The sequence below is a fragment of the Candidatus Cryosericum septentrionale genome, from assembly GCF_003570995.1.
Lineage (GTDB): Bacteria > Caldisericota > Caldisericia > Cryosericales > Cryosericaceae > Cryosericum > Cryosericum septentrionale.
Map to the genome: position 1 here is coordinate 1 of NZ_QXIY01000007.1, position 17,001 is coordinate 17,001.

Below are 17,001 nucleotides of genomic sequence, written 5' to 3' on the forward strand. Positions count from 1 at the left end.
ACCGATTAACTCTCCAAACAGACCGTGCTTCTTCATTCTACTGTCTCCTTTACATGCAGGGACAATACGACTTGCAGAAACCCAATCACCAAAGGTTCTTGAGATACGAACTCTCTGTCAACAACGCCGATCTCCCGTTCACCCCCTTTCCTTTCAGACATCACCTGCTATGGGTGCCCGACACCCAGGGCTTCTGGAACCCTGGAACCGGGAAAACACTGATGTACACAAGCCTGTAGCTATCCTCCGGCACACAATCAATCCTGGATACGATAACACATTCATCAAATTGTACAAGAATTGCCTGTAGTGGAATGTCAAACGATAGTATCCCTTCTCCTACTGCAAGCCCAGCTGCTCCTTTGCCAAGAACCTTACCGCTGCTGCGCTTTCCAGTTCCAGGCTTTCCCTGGCGAAGTCGCGCAGCCCGGCGATGTCCAGAGTGCGCGCAAGACTCTTTGCTGCGAGTATCGATCCAGGGGCCATGCTCAGCTCTTTGACACCGAGGCCAAGCAGTATCGGAATTGCCACGGGGTCGCCAGCCAGTTCTCCGCAAACGCCGACCCATTTACCCGCTTCGTCGGCGGCGCGTATGGTCCGGTCTATCAACCGAAGGACCGCCGGATGCAGAGCATCCTGCAAGTAAGCTACGTCGGAATTTCCGCGCTCTGCGGCCATCGTGTATTGCGTCAGATCATTTGTGCCGATGCTGAAGAAATCCACCTCGCGGGCGAATACTGGTGCAAGAAGAGCCGCTGAGGGTATTTCCACCATGATTCCAACGTCGACTTTCGGCGCAGTCATAATTCCACGTCGCAGTACTTCTTCCCGGGCCTCTTCCAAAAGAGAGCGCGCGCGACGCAGTTCTGCAATGTCTGCAACCATGGGGAACATGATCTTGATGTTGTGACCTGCTGATACTCGAAGGATTGCCCTCAACTGAGCCTTGAAAAAATCCGGCTTGTCGAGACAGAGACGAAGTGCGCGCTTTCCCAGAAAAGGATTCTGTTCTTCCTTTTGCGGTAGATAAGCCAGTGGTTTGTCACCACCCACATCCAAGGTTCTGACGACAAGCGGTCGGCCTCCCATTACTTCAGCAATTTCCTGATAGGCTGCGAACTGCTCTTCTTCTTCTGGCGTATCAAGGCGGCCCAGAAAGAGAAATTCCGATCGCAGAAGCCCGACGCCGTCAGCTCCAGAGTCCAACGCCGCCCGCGCGTCCTTTGCAGAACCGATATTCGCCACGATCTCCACCGCAATGCCGTCTTTGCTAACGGCAGGAGCGCGGCTTGTCTGCCGGGCCAAGGCCTGCAGGTTGCGCCACTCCGCGATCTTTTCCTGGTATACGCTGGAGATCTGCGCGGACGGAGAGATCCAGACCTGTCCTGTCGATCCATCCACCACGAGGGGGGTTCCCTCGGCAATTTCGCCAATGGCTTCGCCACAGCCGAGAACTGCGGGGATACCCAGCGTCCGCGCAAGTATTGCGCTGTGCGATGTGGGGCCACCCATTCCGGTGCAGACACCGAGCACCATTGCGCGGTCAAGCCGCGCCGTATCAGAGGGCGACAGATCCGCCGCAATCAGAATCCCGGGAAACGGTATGTTCAGAGCAGCCGCTCTTCCGTTCAACTGGATGAGCACCTGCCGGCCGATATCCGCCACGTCGGCGGCACGAGCGCGCATGTAGTCGTCTTCGATTTTCCGATACTCGACAAGCGCAACTTGAATTGCTTCGCTCCAAGCCCATTCAGCGTTCCTGTGTCCGTCAAGAATGGCAAGCCGAACCTTCTCCAAAAGATCAGGGTCGTTCAAGAACATGAGGTGGGCATCAAAAATTGCTGCATCGTACTCTGTCGCAGATCTCGATATCTGCCGGCGTAATTGCTGGGTCGAAGCTCGCACGGCTTCCAGGGCCTTCGACAAACGTTCCCATTCTGCCTCGGGGTCATTAATCGTGCGTTGTTGGATTTCCGGGTCGGCCAATTTCAGAACAATTGCCGGGCCTGCTGCGTAGCCTGGCGAAGCGGGAATGCCAATGAGGCCACCATCAAACCTCTTGCTGCTGCGTTCGGCGCTTGCCACCGGGACTGTGGCTGTGGACACTGCTGCTTCTTCGGCTTCACCAAAGTCATTTTCGGCTGCCTTTTTCAGTGCATCGATTGCTGCGGGTGCGTCCGGTCCCTCAGCCCACACATGAACCGTCTCGCCATGCCGCACACCCATACTGGCAACGGCATTAATGCTCTTTGCATTGGATCGCCGTGTTTCATTGTCCGTTCGAGCAAGTTGTATTTTCGATGCGAAGCGTCCAGCTGTTTGCACAAAGGTCGCCGCAGGTCGCGCATGAAGGCCGAGCCTATTCCTTATTTCAATGACCGCATCAACGGCGGAACCTGGTACAGCCTCTGAACTCGCCTGTGCCTGGGCTACGTTGCTCTCCTCGGGCACCGAGAGCTGAGCAGCCTTGTTGCCAAGGGAACCGATTGCTTCTGCCCTTACCTGCTCCAGATTTCCACCAAGGCTTGCCTGCACGGCCGCAGAAACCGCGCCTTCAACGATGGGCGCCGAACTTAACATGAATTTGGCCTTCTTGCCCGGCGACAGGAACTCGAGGGCCATCTCCGCGCTCAAGACCGCGCTGCCCATATCCATCAGCACGAGCACGCCATCATCGCTATACGCTTCTTCCATCGCCTTAGCTATCTCCTCGGCGTTGGTTCCAAGGGGAGAGTTCTCGTCGCCGGTGCCGGCGGCTGTCGCGATAATCAGTGGAGATTGCTGCGTCATGAGCCGCGCAAGTTCGGCAACTCCACGCGCAAGAGAAGGACTGTGGGAGACAAGAACCAAGTTAACCATGGCTTCACCTCTGGTCAAGTCAATTGAATGCAACAAGTGTTCTGTCCCGACTATAACGAACATGACGTGAATGTCCAATTTCGCGTCAGGCAAAACCCAATACGGCAGCTGTGCATACGTTGCCCTGCTTGCATGTGTGTCAACTCACGCAAGAATAGTGCACGCCAAGCTCTGGCCCGTCCAGCTCGTCACAACGAGGAGCTCCTATTTTTCTCATGAGTTTACGGGGCCAGTTGACGTATATTTCGGATTGGCCGAGGCGCTTTCTTGACTTTCTACCGCAATACCTTGATAGTATAGATTTATGATGCAGTTGGAAACACCCGGAGGTGAAATCATCAGACGCATAGCGGTGCTCGAGGACGACGACGACATCCGGGAGCTCATTGGCTTGTACCTGAAGAGAGACTCCATGGAGCCGGTCCTGTTCGCGTCCCCGGTCACGTTCCTTGCGTGGCTCGATATCCAGAAGATTCCTCCGAACCTGTTGATCCTCGACCTCATGATGCCGGAGCTTTCTGGTGCCGACGTCATCAAAGCAGTGCGCAAGCGCCCGTCGTGCGACAACATGCCCATCGTCGTCTGCAGCGCCAAGGCGGCCGAGAGCGATGTCATCCTCACACTGGGATTGGGTGCAGACACATACGTCCGCAAACCGTTCAACCCCCACGAACTCGTCGCCCAGGTGGGCGCGATGCTTCGCCGCGCGCAGGCGGGTCCGGCCACGTCCCAGCAGAGGGCAATGACCGCGGGAGCAATCTCCATCGACCCTGGACGCAAAACCGCCAGCGTTGGCGGGAAGACAATCGACCTGACGCCGGCAGAGTACCACATTTTGACAATGCTGGTCCAACGGAAGGGCTCCGTCGTCTCACGCGAGGACCTGTTGCGGGCCATCGGTGAGACCGACGCCGTGGAACGCGTCATCGACGTACACATCACCAGCATCCGCCGCAAACTCAGCTACGCGGCACATCTGCTACGCACATCACGCAGTTTCGGGTACTACATCGAGGAGGATGAATGATTCGGAGTCGACCGTACGCCCTCCGCGTGCTCAGTGCTGTCCTTATCGTCGCCAGCCTCGTGTTTGCGACCGCACTGATGGTCGAGGTCACGTCCGTCCATTATCAGGCAAACGTGGGTGAGACCAGCCACCTCGAGGCTTCCGCACTGCTGTTGTCCGACAGGTACGTCGCGGCGCTCCATGCGAGCAGCCCTGCTGCGCCCCTGGTCCGCGGGGATTTTCCTGCCGGGCTTCGCCTGACCATCCTGGATGCCGGGGGTTCGGCCATCGCCGATTCGAGGTTCGATCCAGGATCGATCACCAACCGCATTGCCGATCCCGAAGTGAAACAGGCCGCTGCAGGCGACGTGGGTGTCGCCGTGTCCTATCGCATCGAATCGGGACAGCGCGAACGCACCGTCTGTGTCGCAATCCGGGACTCAGGCTCGCTCATCGGCTTTGCCGTGGCAAGTTCACCGGTCGGCCTGACTTGGCAGTCGGCATCCGGGACGTTCTCCTGGGCTCTGCCTCTTCTGCTTGTCGTCAGCTCACTATGGCTCGTGCTGGCTCTCATTCTTGTGCGCATGGCGACAAGACCGGTATCGGACCTCGCCGATGCTCTGGAACGTCGTTCAGTACAGAGCCTGGCAGGTCTTGCAATGCGCGCCGACGTCACCGAACTCGGACGAGCGCAGAGAGCAAGCTATGCGCTTCTGCAGGAGAGCGAGGTGCTCATCGAGCGGGAACACTTACAATCCTCGGCACTCTCTGCCGTCCTGGATGCTGTTCCGCAGGCGATTGCCATTCTCGACAGCACCGGCGCCGTTCTCTCGGCCAACACGCAGTTCGACCAGTTTGTCGGTGCAGATGCGCTGCCAGTGGCGGGACGCCACATTGCAGAACTCATCACGCTCCCCGAGTGCCTTGCGGCCATCGATCGCTGCGTCAGCGAGCATCAGCCACAGACAGTCGCCGCCGAGGACCACGGTCGGTACTACTCCTGTAGTGTCCACGAACTGGATGGGAAGGCATTTCGCGAACGGCGTGCGCTGGTCGTCCTGGAAGACATCACCGACGCCATGACGTTGCCGCGCATCAAGGCCGATTTCGTCACTAACGCTTCCCACGAGCTCAAGACACCCCTGACCGCCATCCGGGGGTATCTTGAGCTGCTGCGGGAAGAACCGGGCAACGCTCACTACCTCGACATCGTGCAGCGCAACGTCGACCGTCTCATCGCGCTTTCGTCGGACATCTCGCTTCTCTCCCGCCTCGAGAACAGGGCGCCAGAGATCGAGCTTGTGGACGTCAGCAAGCTGCAGCACGACCTGGCAGAGCTGTTCGACAAACAGGGGCACGAGACTGGTGTCGCTCTGAGGTTTTCGGTTGACAGCGAAGGGCGGTTCCTATACGGTGACCGTCTGATGCTGCTGCAGATGTTCATCAACCTAATCGAGAACGCCTATCACTTCACGCAGACTGGAACCATAACCGTGTCCGCCACTACAGATGTTTCTCATATCATCCTCAGTGTTTCAGATACCGGTCAGGGCATTCCTGCCAGGGATTTGCCGCGCATCTTTGAGCGCTTCTACTCCCATGCCAGCGACCACGGACGCCCCGGCACCGGCCTCGGCCTCGCCATCGTCAAGCGCATCGTCCTTGCTCACAACGGGACGATCGACGTCGAGAGCACTGTCAACAAGGGAACAACCTTCGTCATTCATATCCCCAAGAACCTGGGACCTCGCAGACCTGCTGCGACATCTGGACAACCATCCGACACGAAGAGGGAGGACCTATGAGACGCATGAAGCGTATTGCCGTATCCGTGCTGATTTGCAGTCTGCTGATCGGGACGACCGGTTGCAGGACTGCTCCGGGGGCTCCAGTCAAGGACCTCGCCGTCGCTGGGTCCACGTTTGCCGAGCCCCTGTATGTCAAGCAGCTCGACGCGTGGTACCAGAAGACACAGGTGAAAGCTGTCTACGGAGCCTTGAGCTCGTCCGGGGCTCTACGCGCCCTGCAGGACCGCACGATCGACGTGGGGGCCACCGACCTCCTCCTGGAGGTCGAGGACCAGGCTCGTCTGCCAGCATCTGTCCTTCAGATTCCGACCTGCCTTGGGGCTGTCGCGATCTGCGTCAACCTGCCGGGCAACCCTGCCCTGCGCATGGACGGGCCGCTCGTCTCGGCCATCTTCCGTGGCGACGTCAAGACGTGGAACGACGCCCGCATCGCAGCGCTCAACCCTCTCGTCAAGCTTCCGGACACCCCCGTCGTCGTCCTCCACCGCGCAGACGGCTCGGGCACTACAGACATCTTCACGACCTACCTGGCTGCAGCCGACCAGACCTGGAACGACAAGGTCGGGGCCGGGCAACTCGTCGCCTGGCCGGCCGGCGTCGGCGTGAAAGGTAATGCGGGCATGGCGGCCATGGTGCGGCAGACCACAGGGGCCATTGGCTACATAGAATATACGTTCGCCGTGCAGTCCAGCCTCAACTGCGTCGCTCTTCGCAACCGCTCGGGTGCGTTCGTTGTCCCCAGCATCCCCTCAATGCAGGCCGCAATCCCGCCCGATGTGACCGCCGATCTTCAGGGAACGCTTCTGAATCGACCGGGCGCCACATCCTATCCGATCGTCAGCTTCACGTGGCTCGTGTTCTACAGGGACCAGGCCTATGACGGCCGCTCGCGCGAGCGAGCCGTTGCCATCTACGACCTAGTCTCCTGGGTCCTTGGCGACGGGCAGTCCCTTGCCCTGCCACTGCAGTACGGCAGTCTGCCCGAGAGCGTCCGGAAAGCAGCCATCGCCCTCCTGGGACAACTCTCATGGCAGGGACATCCAGTGAAATAGCCACAGAGTCCCACCTCGTGACCTGGGATAAAGATCTACAGTCTTAACGCAATCTTAGCAACTCCCATACTACCTCTTAACCTGACAACGTATGCTGTAGATACAGATCGTCTTCCCAATGACGAGCCCTGATCAACTACGGAGGTCTGGATGAAGAACAAACGGCACGTCTCAATCCTGCTGACACTGCTGGCGATCGTTGCCCTTGTGGCTTCCGGCTGCAGTCCCCAGGGAGGTTCCACGACCGTCAAAGAATTGTCCGGGGCTGGCGCAACCTTCCCATACCCCCTCTACTCCAAGATGTTCGACACATATGCCAGCGCCACCGGCGTCCGCGTCAACTACAACAGCATCGGCTCGGGTGGTGGTATCAAGGCTCTCACCGACAAGACCGTCGACTTCGGGGCTTCCGACGCATTCCTCACTGACCAGGAAGAGGCGGCTATGGGCGCACCCGTCCTCCATATTCCCACGTGCATCGGGGCCGTCGTCCTATCATACAACCTGGACAGCACGCCTGCCCTGAAACTGGATGGCACGGTCCTGGCGGGGATCTTCCTCGGCAAGGTCGTCAAGTGGAACGACCCAGTGATATCGGCCCTGAACCCCGGCGTCTCTCTTCCAGACCTGGCTATCACGGTCGTCCATCGTTCGGACGGTTCCGGCACGACGTCCATCTTCACCAGCTACCTGGCAGCCATCAGCCCGACGTGGAAGTCGACGGTTGGCGCCGGTAAGTCGGTGAGCTGGCCCACCGGCGTTGGCGGAAAGGGCAACGACGGCGTCGCGGGCATGATCTCGCAGACGAAGGGGAGCATCGGCTATATCGAGCTTGTCTATGCGGTTCAGTCCGGCATGCCGTTCGCCTCGCTGAAGAACGCGTCCGGCTCCTTCGTCGCGCCGAGTCTCGCTTCATCTGCCGCCGCCGCGGCTGTCAGCCTTCCCAACGACCTGCGCGTCGTGATCGTGAACAGCCCGGGGACAGATGCGTACCCTATCAGCGCCTTCACCTGGATCCTGGTGTACAAGGAGCAGAAGTACGCAAGCCGCACCCTTGCACAGGCACAGGCACTCAAGAAGCTGCTGGCATGGGTACTGATCGACGGCCAGTCTGTCAACGAGGGGATGTCCTATGCCAAGTTGCCTGCGCCCGCCGTCACGAAGGCGCTAGCGCTCGTCGACTCGATGACCTATGGCGGCACAGCCATCCCCTAGCGATCGACGGGAAGCTGCCCGGGAGAGGGCATTCACGGCTGCGAGCCTCGTCGCGGCCGTAGCTCTCGTCGCGACGATTGCGCTCTTCCTCGTTCAGCTTCTCATCACCTCCCGCACGTCCCGGGCCGCCTTTGGCCTTCCCTTCCTGTGGCACAGCGAGTGGAACCCGGTTACGGAGAAATTCGGCGCACTGCCCATGATCGTCGGCACGCTCGTCACGGGATTCGGCGCCCTGCTCATCTCGACCCCGTTTGCGCTGGGCATCGCCATCTTCCTGGCAGACTACGCCGGCAGGAAGGTCGCGGAACCGATCAAGTACCTCATCGGACTTCTCGGCGGACTGCCGTCTGTCATCTTCGGCCTCTGGGGACTGTTCGTCCTCGTCCCCATCGTCGGCAAATTCGAGGTCTGGTTCGGCAAACTGGTGGGCAGTGAAGCCTTGGTCGCCAGCGGCACGACCGGCGTCGGCCTCCTGGCCGCCATCCTGCTGCTGGCTATCATGATCCTGCCCTTCAGCGCCTCGCTCATCCTGGAATCGCTGCTGGTCGTTCCCACTGAACTCAAGGAGGGAGCACTCGCGCTCGGCGCAACGAAGTGGGACATGATCCAGAACGTGGAGCTCCCCTACGTACGAAAAAGCACGGTTGGAGCACTCGTCCTGTCTCTCGGCCGGGCTCTCGGCGAGACGATGGCCGTCACCATGGTCATCGGCAATGGAATGAAGATGCCAACAACCCTGTTCGATCCGGCCAATACGCTCGCGTCAGCGATTGCCAACCAGTTCCTCGAGGCAACGTCGCCCGTCTATATCGGTTCGCTCATCCAGCTCGCCCTCATCCTCTTTGTCATCGCTATCATCATCAACGTCCTGGCGCGCGTCATCCTGAGGCGGGGGATTCAGCAATGACGTCCCGAAAGCTCAAGAACGGCGTGATGGGGTTCCTGGTCGCTGCATCGGCCGTGCTGCTCATTGCCGTGCTCGTCGTCATCGTATGGCACATCTTCATCTTGGGCGTCAAATACCTGAATTGGGACTTCTTCACCAAGACACCCACTCCCATGGGCGAGAGCGGTGGTGGCGTGTTCAACGCCATTGTCGGCACCTTTCTCATCACACTCATGGCAGCCGCCATCGGGACACCGTTTGGCATGTTTGCCGGAATCTACGTGGCAGAACACCGTGGCCAGCGGTTCGCCGGCGTTGTGCGCCTGTGCGCCGATGCCCTGCAGGGTGTGCCGTCGATCGTCATCGGCATCTTCGGCTACACGTTCCTGGTTGTGCGCTTCCGCAGCTACTCCGCCCTGTCGGCCAGCGTTGCGCTCGCCTTCATGTTCGTCCCGACGACAACGCGTGTCACGGAGGAAGTGCTGAACCTCGTCCCCTCGGGCCTCAAGGAAGCAGCATACGCTCTTGGAGCCAGAAGGTCGAGCGTGGTTTGGAATGTCAGCATCAAGACCGCTGCGGCCGGCATCACGTCAGGACTGCTCACGTCCATGGCCCGCATCGCAGGCGAGACCGCGCCTCTGCTGTTCACGGCCTTCGGCAGCCGGTATGTCGAATGGAACATGCTGCGCCCGATGTCAGCCCTTCCACTGCAGATCTTCGTCAATGCCAGCAGTCCATATCCCGCCCTCCAGCAGCAGGCCTGGAGCGCTGCCTTCGTCCTCGTGCTGCTCATCCTGCTGCTCCAGTACGGCGCCAAACATCTCATCGCCCGCGTGTTGCGGGTGAAGGCATAAGGAAGGCAACCATGGAAGAACCTGTCATCGTTCTCGAAACCCAGAAGATCAACGCCTGGTTTGGCAAGGAGCAGGTCCTGTTCGACGTCTCAGCGCGCATCCCGAAGAACAGGGTCACCGCGATCATGGGCCCGTCTGGTTGTGGCAAGACAACATTCGTTCGAACGCTCAACGGGTTGCACCTGATGACGCCTGGGGCCCGTTCCTCCGGCACTGTCCTGCTCGAGGGCTCCGACACGTCCACCATGGACATCGTGGACGTCCGCAAGCATATCGGCATGGTCTTTCAGCGGCCCAACCCCTTCCCTACGATGACCGTCTACGAAAACGTGCTTGCCGGCTACCGGCTTACCGGGCAACGCCTCTCGCGAGAGAAAGCGGACCAGATCGTGGAGGCGACCCTGAACAAAGTCGGGTTGTGGACCGAAGTCCAGAGCAAACTGTTCAAGGCTGGCACGTCCCTTTCCGGAGGACAGCAGCAACGCCTGTGCATCGCGCGCACAATCGCCATGGAGCCGGCAGTTGTGCTGTTCGACGAGCCGACCAGCGCCCTTGACCCGAAGTCGACGGCGATTATCGAAGAATTGCTGTCCGCCCTCAAGTCTGACTACAGTATCATATTTGTGACCCACGGCCTGCAGCAGGCAGCGCGCATCTCGGATTACGTCGCCTTCTTCATGCTGGGCGAATTGGTGGAGTTCGGCGAGACAAAGCGCGTCTTCGTCGGCCCACAGGACAAGCGAACCGAAGACTATCTGTCTGGCAAGTACGGATGACAGGGAAGGAGTAGACCATGCACGAAGAGAAACTGCAGGAAATCAAAGACAAATTGTTCGCGTTCAGTGCTCTGGCCAGTTCCATGGTCGAAAAAGGCACGAGGGCTATCGTGACCAAGGACGAAGCTCTTGCCAAGGAGGTCATCGACGTCGACGAGCCCATGGCAAATGAGTTCGACCACGCCGTCGAACGCGAAACCATCAACTTCATCGCGCTCTATCAGCCTGAGGCACACACCTTGCGTCACGTGTACATGTACGCCAAGATCGGCACAGACCTCGAGCGCCTGGCGGACCATGGCGTCAACATCGCCGAAAGCGCACAGTACCTGATCGCGCGTCCGGACATCAAGCCCTACATTGACATCCCCCGCATGAGCGAAGAAGCGCGGAAGATGCTCGCCGACGCGATGACGGCGTTCTCGACCCAGAACACCCGCCTTGCCATTGACGTCGTGGAACGTGACAACATCGTCGACCAGCTGGACAACCAGATCCTCAGAGAGCTCCTCACCTACATGATGGCCGATCCCAGCACGATCGACCGGGCACTCCAGATCCTGTTCATCAGCGGCAACCTCGAGCGCGTCGCCGACCTGGCGACCAACATCGCCGAAGACGTCGTCTTCGCCACCACCGGGCGCCTCATCCGGCACAACCGCCTCACCAAAGAGGAACTCGACAAGCTGCGCTGAGGGAACATTCGAAGACTGGATTCCCGCATGCGCGGGGAGTGTAACACTCTCGGGACGGTTCCATTCGACACGAGAGTGTTACAGCAGTTGTCACCGGGCCGTTCTGCGGCATACTGAAATCGAGGTGAGCCCATGAACAGACAATTGATATGCGTAACGTGTGGATCGACCTACCCTGTCGAAGACCGGCGGCTCCGATGCGATTGCGGCGGGCTGCTCGACGTTCAGCTCCACATGGACAGCGCTCCGCCTCCTGTTGCTCTCGCCGCCAGGTTCGAGTCGCGCCTCGCGTCCCGTGTGCCGCAGGACCTCTCCGGCGTCTGGCGCTACCGCGAACTCGTGCTGGAGTTGCCTGCAGACGACATTGTCACCTTCCCGGAAGGCCGCACGAACCTCTACGCACTGGACCCCGCCCCTCTCGGCCTATCCGCCCTCTGGGCCAAGCACGAAGGAGAAAACCCCACGGGCTCCTTCAAGGACCGGGGCATGACCGTAGCCGTGAGCTGGGCCAGACATCAGGGAGCGCGTGCGCTCATCTGCGCCTCCACCGGCAACACCTCCGCTTCGCTGGCCGCATATGGCGCCCGCGCCCACATTCCGGTTTTCGTCCTCATCCCTAATGGCAAGATTGCGCAAGGCAAGCTGGCGCAGGCGCTTGCATACGGCGCTCACACCCTGCAGATCGACGGCAGCTTCGACGACGCCATGCACGCGGTGGAACAGATGGCCGCGCAGCACAATCTGACCCTGGTCAACTCGCTGAACCCGTTCCGCCTGGAAGGGCAGAAAACCATCATCCTGGACAGCTTCTTCCAGCTGGGGAGAATGCTGCCAGACTGGATCGTCGTCCCGGGAGGAAACCTGGGCAACACCAGCGCGTTCGGCAAGGCACTCATCGAGATGAAGGCGCTGGGCTTCATCGACCGCGTGCCGCGCCTCGCGATCATCCAGGCCGAGGGGGCATCCCCGTTCGCGCGTGCAGCGCAGGGCGGCTTCCAACACTTTGAGCCCATGCAGCCCGAAACGGTCGCGACCGCCATCCGTATCGGCAACCCAGTCAATTACGCAAAGGCCGTGCGTGCCATCCGATTCACGGACGGTGTCGTGACCACTGTCACCGATGCTGAGATCCTGCAGGCAAAGCACGACCTCGACCGCCAGGCCATCGGGTGTGAACCCGCATCGGCTGCCACTCTTGCCGGCTTGCGCAGGCTGACGCGCGAGCAGGTCGTGCGTCCCGGCGAGAGCGCTCTGCTGATCATCACCGGCAACCTCCTCAAGGACCCGGACACGACCATCGCACTGGCAACGGGGCAGACGGCCGCACTCGGTATCCAGGGAGCTCCGTCGCTGGACGCTTGTGCCAATGGGCCGCGCCACGTACCCTCGGATCCAGAGACAATAGCGCGCATCATCGAGGAGGAACTGCAATGAAAACAGCACCTACGACACACGTCATCCAACTGGGATACGGCAAGGTCGGGGCTCCGCTGGTCCACCTGGCGATCGAGAACCGGGCACGCATCGAGCGCGAGACCGGCGTCCACATGCAGTACGCCGCTGTCGTGCGCAGCAGCAGCGTCGCGCTGGGCGACGACCTGGCACTGCGAGCAGCCGACAGGGGGGCCTCCTTCGACGAATGGACACAGCGCGCGCCTGGCATGACGCTTGACGTCCTGGATCCCATCTTCGACCGCTTCGGGCTTCCAGATGCCACACGGTACGTGCTGGTCGACGTCACGGCCACGGCCGAGACAGGGCCTCTGCTCCTGGAAGCTCTGGGGATGGGCATCCCGGTCGTCACGGCAAATAAGATCCCACTGGCCGAGACGCCCGGCTGGTTTGAGCAGGCGCGGGCAGCAAGCCAGCAAGCTAGCACGCCGTTCCGCTATGAATGCACCGTTGGCGGCTCCCTGCCTGTCATCAGCACGCTTGTCGACCTCATGACAACCGGTGACACCATCCAGCGCATTGTTGCCCTGCCCAGCAGTTCGCTGTCGTGCATCCTGGGGGGCTTCAACCGCGGGCTTCCACTGGACGCAGCTATTGCAGACGCGATGCGGAGAGGGTTTGCGGAACCCAATCCACTGACGGACCTTGCCGGCCGCGACGCCCTGCGCAAGATCGTCATCCTGGCCAAGACCATGGGGCTCCCAACCAGCATCGGCGATGTCGACCAGGAGCCACTGCTCGACCAGGACTACCCCGATTTTGACGCCTTCCAGGGTAACGGCATGGCACGCCTTGCGGCTCGCCTGACGGCAGCCCGGCAACCAGGGATGGTCACGTACTACGTCGGATCCACCTCTGCTGACGGGACTGTGACGCTCGGCCTCCGCAGCTTCGCGCAGGCATCCGTCTGGGGGACGCTGGAACCATCTGAGAACATCTTCCTGTTCAGCACCAGTCGGTTCGGCGACCTCCCGGTCGTCGTCCGCGGCATCGGCGGAGGACCCATCCTTACCGCCTCAGGCGTCCTCGCGGACATCATCAAGGCCGCACAGAGACAGATATAGGGAAGTTCTACCCGACGCTCATCCCACGGACCGTGACACCCGCGGAGGCGGGGACCCACGCATCCTTCGAGGAAGGGTCTGGCGCTATCTTGGCGTCTGCTCCTGCCCCGACCCGGTGTACCGCATGTACTTGCTCCAAAGGTCGAACAGCTGCGCGGTCGCCTTGGCATCACCCAGACAATATCGCGCGATCCTCATGTACTCGCCGGCGGCGTACAGGGCGGCAACATCGCTCCCGTGCACTTCGCGCTTGGGCTGCTCCACTCCGAGCGCATTGCACCAGACCTCAAGGGAGAAACGGCGCCGAAGCGCCCCAAACCACGTAAACTGGTCCATGAGGTCCACGTGCTGGTTGCTGTAACGATTGGGCATGAGGTCGATGGTCGGACGCACACGGTTGGCCGCCGAGCGCACCAGGAGGAAGGGGCAGTCGAAGCCGCGCCCGTTGAACGTGATGACCTGCTTCGCCCTGCCGGCCGCTTCCCAGAAGTGCATCAGCAACTCCTTCTCGGTGCAGGGGACAAACACCGCCTTCTCCTCGCGGACGGTTTCTACCCCAGCGTTCGGTACCTGGAAGAAGACGGCCGCGTGGTCCTGTTCGGGCGAGTAGAGCGCAATACAGGCTATCTGTGCCGTAACGGGGAAGAGGCCCAGCGAGTCCCGCACTTCCTGGCGTTCTTCGTTCGTGTCCGCCGATCGCAGCAGTGATTCCTGGACAGCAGGGTCCAACGATTCCCAGGTCGTCCCGAGGGTCTCAACGTCAAAAACCAGCCGCTCCATGTCAGCCCCGGCTCGAGAATCGGTCCAGCGGCGACGTCATATCGATGCGCACCATGCTGCGTGCGTTCCCGCCGTAGACGCCGTCCAGAAACGCCAACTCAGCGTCCAGTTCGTCTGCCATCACCGTGATGTGCCAAGCTTTGGGCTTGCCGTTGGTGCCGTTATTAAACCTGTACCCTCGCATCCTCAGCAGATCCTTCGCCTCGAATGGAGCACCCACGGCCCAGATGTGGGCATCGTCAGCCACGGCGTGGTCAAGCAGAGGCTTCAGGACTGGACGACCAGACAACGGCAGCGTGCCGGCGAGAATGTGCAGAAGCGCCCGGCAGTCGTTCTCGGCGCGGTGGGCCTCATAGAAGAAGCCCAGACAGAGTGCAATGAGCTCCTGCTTCTGGGTCCCGACACCTTCGTCGTGCCAGTGAACCTGGCTCATGGAACACGCCCATGGCCTGGTCTCAAACACCCGCCACGTCTTCTCTACAAACGGGCGATCGAAAGCGGCGTTGTGGGAGATGACCAGCGTGGCGCGCGAGGCAAAGGCTTCCACGGCTGCGGCATCAACGTGGTGCCCCTGGACCATGTCGTCCGTGATGTGGGTCATGGCCGTGATCTCGGCAGGGATGTGGCGTCCGGGGTCCCTCAGCTCGTCGAAGGCGTCGACGATTCGGTAGACGCGTCCCGTAGTAGGCGCGTACTCAAACAGGACCATGCCCAGCTCGATGACGTCATCCACCTGTGCGTCGAGACCGGTCGTTTCCGTGTCGAGGACTAGGCCCAGCTGAATCGGCTCACCGTCGGGTTCGGTGTACCGCTCCACCTGGTGGAGTTTTCGGACGATACGGTAATCCCCCGTTTCCTCCAACGCCCGTGCCACGACCTCCCATTGCGTTCGCTCGTCGTCCGTCATCTCTTCCTCCCCATCACGCGCACGTCATCGCGTGATGTTGTTATAGCACGATTCCGGCCGAAGGGCTCGCCCGCGTGGAGACTGTTACACTTTTGGAACCGTCCCGAAGTGTAACAGATGGGTTCAGGCACTGAACAGGTCCCCGGGGTCCGATGTCCTACGCCGGCCGCGCGGAGCGTCGGCCGCTGCAATGCCACCATAGCCGATGCCGTGCGCTGCACACCAGTCACGTGCGGTGACGCCCGTTCGCCGGTAGAACGCGCGCCACCCCGGATACTGCTTGACGGTGTCGTTGTAGTTGAGCTGGCCCAGACGGATCTCATCCACGAAATCGACAGCCTCGAGGACGCGGAGGACGTCCTGCTGCCAGATGTTGGGTGGAGGATATGGCTCCATGTTGACGAAGCAGTGTAACCCAAGGTCGTGCGCGCGGCGTAGTCCCGCAATCCTCTCGGGATAAGGGGCGGTACCCGGTTCGTACCGCGTGCGGAAGTCCTCGTCGACCGAAACCAGAGTGATGCCGAACTGGTTGTGGTGCGACAGCTGCAGCGCCTCGTCCGGGATGACCCCCTTGGTCAGCGTATGCACGGGGATGTCATAGGAGTTGATGAGGCGCATGAGCTGGAGCGTCAATGCAGTGACCTCTGGATGCTGGTACATGAATGTGTCGGTTGCAAACGAGAGGTGCACATAGCGCGCCTTGCCACGCAACCGCGGGAGTTCCTTCTGTGCCAGCTGCAGCGCATTGGCGACCAGCCGAGGCTGACACCATTCCTCATACGAGGCGACCTTGCCAAACCGCTGCATCATGAGGAAGGCGTAGCACGGGAAGCGGCAGCCATGCGAGCAACCGACGACGTGCGTCGCCGCATAGGCGCCAGTGCCGCCGATGCCGGTACGATAGAGCAGCGACTTACGAGTGACCATGTCCATGGTCACATGGTACTGCTCGCAACGCTATGGACAATACCGGCAACCACATAGTAACCGCCCGAGACCCACTCGGGCGGTTCGTGGCCAACAACCCCCCACTTCCTGAGGAGGCGCCTTCATCTTGGTTATCATACTTCTGACGCGGAGTTCGGCAAGAGTCGCCTGCTGTTCCAGGGCTTGCAGGAATAGAAAGGGCCCACAGGTCATCCCTGCGGGCCAGGAGGAAAAATGGCAGACTACGGTCAGTGCTTGCCGTTGCCCTTCGCTGCCTTCACGTACTTGTCCTCGATGTGGACCTGCTGCGCAGTGTACGTCGTACCCGACAGAACCACGTGGACCTGGACGGTCTGCCCGACCTTGATGGCGGTGATGTCCAGCTTCCCAGCGCCGACCTGTTCGACCTTCGTGTCAGCATTAAGGACGATGTCATTGGCGAACCCGTCGACGTGCAGCACGGTAGCCGTCACGACTGTGACCTTGCCACGTACCTGCTGCTCGTTGCTGGCGGTTGCCTGCTCGCTGCTAGCCCCATCCTGAACGATGACGAGATTGGCGAGGAGGGTCGTATCGGCCTGCTTCGTCCCCTGCACGGTGGCGTAGAGCTTGCCTGCAGACAGCAGCTTGGCAGCTATGTCGGCCGGCGCAATCGCCTTGCCATGGTACTTGAGCTGTGTCTCCGGCACGATGGCGAACGTCTTGTCGGCGACCGTGATG

At 60.6% G+C, this 17,001-nt stretch carries 15 protein-coding genes; 10 read left to right on the plus strand and 5 right to left on the minus strand.

What is annotated here, in order from left to right:
* Positions 1-339 precede the first annotated feature (339 nt).
* Positions 340-2,859: a phosphoenolpyruvate--protein phosphotransferase gene (gene ptsP / locus SMC1_RS02025; protein ID WP_119085146.1), complete on the minus strand. Its 2,520-nt coding sequence runs from the start codon at positions 2,857-2,859 to the stop codon at positions 340-342.
* Positions 2,860-3,163: 304 nt separating this feature from the next.
* On the opposite strand from ptsP, the gene SMC1_RS02030 reads away from it, so the two are divergent.
* The 10 genes from SMC1_RS02030 (at position 3,164) to SMC1_RS02075 (ending at position 13,667) form a co-directional block, all read left to right on the plus strand.
* A complete protein-coding gene (locus SMC1_RS02030; protein ID WP_119085147.1) occupies positions 3,164-3,886 on the plus strand; it encodes a response regulator transcription factor in 723 nt (240 codons plus the stop codon).
* On the plus strand, positions 3,883-5,670 hold the full coding sequence (locus SMC1_RS02035; RefSeq protein ID WP_119085148.1) for a sensor histidine kinase: 1,788 nt from the start codon (positions 3,883-3,885) through the stop codon (positions 5,668-5,670). Before SMC1_RS02030 ends, SMC1_RS02035 begins: the two co-directional genes overlap by 4 nt.
* Complete coding sequence (pstS, locus tag SMC1_RS02040; protein ID WP_119085149.1) at positions 5,667-6,725, plus strand: phosphate ABC transporter substrate-binding protein PstS; 1,059 nt, start codon at positions 5,667-5,669, stop codon at positions 6,723-6,725. The genes SMC1_RS02035 and pstS (SMC1_RS02040) overlap by 4 nt, the downstream gene beginning before the upstream one ends.
* Positions 6,726-6,875: 150 nt before the next feature.
* Positions 6,876-7,940, plus strand: a complete 1,065-nt coding sequence (gene pstS, locus SMC1_RS02045; protein WP_119085150.1) for a phosphate ABC transporter substrate-binding protein PstS — start codon at positions 6,876-6,878, stop codon at positions 7,938-7,940.
* Positions 7,918-8,847 carry a phosphate ABC transporter permease subunit PstC gene (pstC, locus tag SMC1_RS02050; protein WP_119085151.1) on the plus strand — a complete coding sequence of 310 codons (930 nt, stop codon included), beginning with the start codon at positions 7,918-7,920 and terminating at the stop codon, positions 8,845-8,847. The genes pstS (SMC1_RS02045) and pstC overlap by 23 nt, the downstream gene beginning before the upstream one ends.
* Positions 8,844-9,680, plus strand: coding sequence for a phosphate ABC transporter permease PstA (pstA, locus tag SMC1_RS02055; RefSeq protein ID WP_119085152.1), 837 nt, complete (start codon positions 8,844-8,846; stop codon positions 9,678-9,680). The genes pstC and pstA overlap by 4 nt, the downstream gene beginning before the upstream one ends.
* Before the next feature lie 11 nt (positions 9,681-9,691).
* Positions 9,692-10,456, plus strand: a complete 765-nt coding sequence (locus SMC1_RS02060; RefSeq protein ID WP_119085153.1) for a phosphate ABC transporter ATP-binding protein — start codon at positions 9,692-9,694, stop codon at positions 10,454-10,456.
* A gap of 17 nt (positions 10,457-10,473) precedes the next feature.
* Positions 10,474-11,151 carry a phosphate signaling complex protein PhoU gene (gene phoU / locus SMC1_RS02065; RefSeq protein ID WP_119085154.1) on the plus strand — a complete coding sequence of 226 codons (678 nt, stop codon included), beginning with the start codon at positions 10,474-10,476 and terminating at the stop codon, positions 11,149-11,151.
* A 132-nt stretch (positions 11,152-11,283) separates the two neighbouring features.
* The gene (gene thrC, locus SMC1_RS02070) at positions 11,284-12,585 is read left to right on the plus strand and encodes a threonine synthase (protein ID WP_119085155.1); all 1,302 of its coding nucleotides are present in this window, start codon (positions 11,284-11,286) and stop codon (positions 12,583-12,585) included.
* Positions 12,582-13,667, plus strand: coding sequence for a hypothetical protein (locus tag SMC1_RS02075; protein ID WP_119085156.1), 1,086 nt, complete (start codon positions 12,582-12,584; stop codon positions 13,665-13,667). The genes thrC and SMC1_RS02075 overlap by 4 nt, the downstream gene beginning before the upstream one ends.
* A gap of 84 nt (positions 13,668-13,751) precedes the next feature.
* On the opposite strand, the gene SMC1_RS02080 is transcribed toward SMC1_RS02075, so the two are convergent.
* The 4 genes from SMC1_RS02080 to SMC1_RS10440 all read right to left on the minus strand — a co-directional run.
* The gene (locus tag SMC1_RS02080) at positions 13,752-14,447 is read right to left on the minus strand and encodes a ribonuclease H-like domain-containing protein (protein WP_119085157.1); all 696 of its coding nucleotides are present in this window, start codon (positions 14,445-14,447) and stop codon (positions 13,752-13,754) included.
* 1 nt (position 14,448) lies between these two features.
* Entirely contained in the window at positions 14,449-15,354 is a 906-nt protein-coding gene (locus tag SMC1_RS02085; protein WP_243626449.1) for a 3'-5' exonuclease, read from the minus strand.
* Positions 15,355-15,477: 123 nt separating this feature from the next.
* The gene (locus tag SMC1_RS02090; RefSeq protein ID WP_165849135.1) at positions 15,478-16,287 is read right to left on the minus strand and encodes a radical SAM protein; all 810 of its coding nucleotides are present in this window, start codon (positions 16,285-16,287) and stop codon (positions 15,478-15,480) included.
* 242 nt (positions 16,288-16,529) lie between these two features.
* Positions 16,530-17,001 (minus strand): DUF5666 domain-containing protein (locus SMC1_RS10440; protein WP_165849136.1); only part of this gene is annotated, 472 nt, incomplete at its 5' end.

Excerpts from the sequence above, each read along its gene's own strand:
- ptsP (WP_119085146.1), bottom strand. The coding sequence starts at position 2,859 with ATGGTTAACTTGGTTCTTGTCTCCCACAGTCCTTCTCTTGCGCGTGGA.
- SMC1_RS02030 (WP_119085147.1), top strand. The coding sequence starts at position 3,164 with ATGATGCAGTTGGAAACACCCGGAGGTGAAATCATCAGACGCATAGCG.
- SMC1_RS02035 (WP_119085148.1), top strand. The coding sequence starts at position 3,883 with ATGATTCGGAGTCGACCGTACGCCCTCCGCGTGCTCAGTGCTGTCCTT.
- pstS (WP_119085149.1), top strand. The coding sequence starts at position 5,667 with ATGAGACGCATGAAGCGTATTGCCGTATCCGTGCTGATTTGCAGTCTG.
- pstS (WP_119085150.1), top strand. The coding sequence starts at position 6,876 with ATGAAGAACAAACGGCACGTCTCAATCCTGCTGACACTGCTGGCGATC.
- pstC (WP_119085151.1), top strand. The coding sequence starts at position 7,918 with ATGGCGGCACAGCCATCCCCTAGCGATCGACGGGAAGCTGCCCGGGAG.
- pstA (WP_119085152.1), top strand. The coding sequence starts at position 8,844 with ATGACGTCCCGAAAGCTCAAGAACGGCGTGATGGGGTTCCTGGTCGCT.
- SMC1_RS02060 (WP_119085153.1), top strand. The coding sequence starts at position 9,692 with ATGGAAGAACCTGTCATCGTTCTCGAAACCCAGAAGATCAACGCCTGG.
- phoU (WP_119085154.1), top strand. The coding sequence starts at position 10,474 with ATGCACGAAGAGAAACTGCAGGAAATCAAAGACAAATTGTTCGCGTTC.
- thrC (WP_119085155.1), top strand. The coding sequence starts at position 11,284 with ATGAACAGACAATTGATATGCGTAACGTGTGGATCGACCTACCCTGTC.
- SMC1_RS02075 (WP_119085156.1), top strand. The coding sequence starts at position 12,582 with ATGAAAACAGCACCTACGACACACGTCATCCAACTGGGATACGGCAAG.
- SMC1_RS02080 (WP_119085157.1), bottom strand. The coding sequence starts at position 14,447 with ATGGAGCGGCTGGTTTTTGACGTTGAGACCCTCGGGACGACCTGGGAA.
- SMC1_RS02085 (WP_243626449.1), bottom strand. The coding sequence starts at position 15,354 with ATGACGGACGACGAGCGAACGCAATGGGAGGTCGTGGCACGGGCGTTG.
- SMC1_RS02090 (WP_165849135.1), bottom strand. The coding sequence starts at position 16,287 with ATGGACATGGTCACTCGTAAGTCGCTGCTCTATCGTACCGGCATCGGC.